At 70.8% G+C, this 1,396-nt stretch carries 2 protein-coding genes; both read left to right on the forward strand.

The features are described 5' to 3' along the window. Nucleotides 1–240: 240 nt before the first annotated feature. The gene (locus tag Vqi01_RS30275) at nt 241–825 is read left to right on the forward strand and encodes an ArsR/SmtB family transcription factor (protein WP_204038548.1); all 585 of its coding nucleotides are present in this window, start codon (nt 241–243) and stop codon (nt 823–825) included. Then, nucleotides 822–1,396 (forward strand): MFS transporter (locus Vqi01_RS30280; protein WP_372444470.1); only part of this gene is annotated, 575 nt, incomplete at its 3' end. The genes Vqi01_RS30275 and Vqi01_RS30280, both read left to right, overlap by 4 nt.

Below are 1,396 nucleotides of genomic sequence, written 5' to 3' on the forward strand. Positions count from 1 at the left end.
CCCCGCGCCGCTCGCCACCCCGCGCCGCTCGCCACCCCGCGCCGCTCGCCACCCCGCGCCGCTCGCCACCCCGCGCCGCTCGCCCCCCGCGCCTTCGTCGATCTTGCACTTTCGGTCGGGGCAAATGCAGTAACAGCGACAAATCGGCGACCGAAACTGCAAGATCGGCGGTGCTGGCGTTGCACACTTCCTGTGCACAAGCCTTGTGCACAGGAAGTGTGCATGGATAGTGTGCGAGGTATGGCTGAGAAGGTTCCGCCGCGGCGGGTGCGCATCGATCGTCGGCAGGTGCGGGCGCTGGCGCATCCACTGCGGACCCGGCTGCTCGGGGCGTTGCGGGTGAAGGGGCCGGCCACGGCGACCGACCTTGCCGGGCTGCTGGACACCAACACCGGTGCGACCAGCTACCACCTGCGGCAGTTGGCCGAGGTCGGGCTGGTCGTCGAGGAGCCCGGGCGGGGCACCGGGCGGCAGCGCTGGTGGCGGGCCGCGCACGACGTCACCAGCTGGGAGAACACTGACTTCGACGACGACCCGGACGCCCGGGCCGCGATCGAGTGGATCCAGGCCGAGCAGGTGCGCCACTTCGTCGAGCACGCCGAGCGGTGGTTCGCCGTCCGTGACCAGTGGTCGCCGCAGTGGCGTGACGCGTTCGGCATGAGTGACGTCTTCATGACCATCCCGGCGGCCCGGCTGGAGGCGCTCAAGACCGAGCTGTGGCAGATCCTCGAGCGCTACCGCGTCGAGGCCGACCCGGAGGAGCCCGACGCCGAGCAGGTGCAGATCTTCCTCACCGTCCTGCCGCTGCTGCTGGGGCGGAAATGACCAGCAACCTCGGCGTACGCCAGATCCGCCGCCGTTACCTCGTCCTGCACGGTCTGCGCTGGCTGCCGGTCGGCCTGATGATCCCGGTGTCCATCCTGCTCATGCAGGAGCGGGGCCTGACGCTGACCCAGATCGGCCTGGCCGTCGCCGCCCAGGGAGCGGTGGTGCTCGCCCTGGAACTACCGACCGGCGGGTTCGCCGACGCGCTGGGCCGCAAGCCGGTGCTGGTGGTGGCGAACCTGGTCGGCCTCGTCTCGGTGGGTCTGCTGGTGGTCGCCGACTCGTTCGCCCTGCTGCTCGCCGTCTGGGCGTTGCAGGGCGTGTTCCGGGCCCTGGACAGCGGTCCCCTCGAGTCCTGGTACGTCGACAGCACCCTCGCCGTCGATCCCGACACCTCGTACGAGAAGGGGCTGGGTCAGGGTGGCACGGTGCTCGGCCTGAGCGTCGCGGCCGGCGCCCTGCTCAGCGGTGGCCTGGTCGCTCTCGGCCCGATTGCTCTCGGCCCGATTGCTCTCGGCCCGATTGCTCTCGGCCCGATTGCTCTCGGCCCGATTGCTCTCGGCCCGATTGC

Origin of the sequence: Micromonospora qiuiae, from assembly GCF_016863555.1 — a bacterium.
Taxonomy (GTDB): domain Bacteria; phylum Actinomycetota; class Actinomycetes; order Mycobacteriales; family Micromonosporaceae; genus Micromonospora; species Micromonospora qiuiae.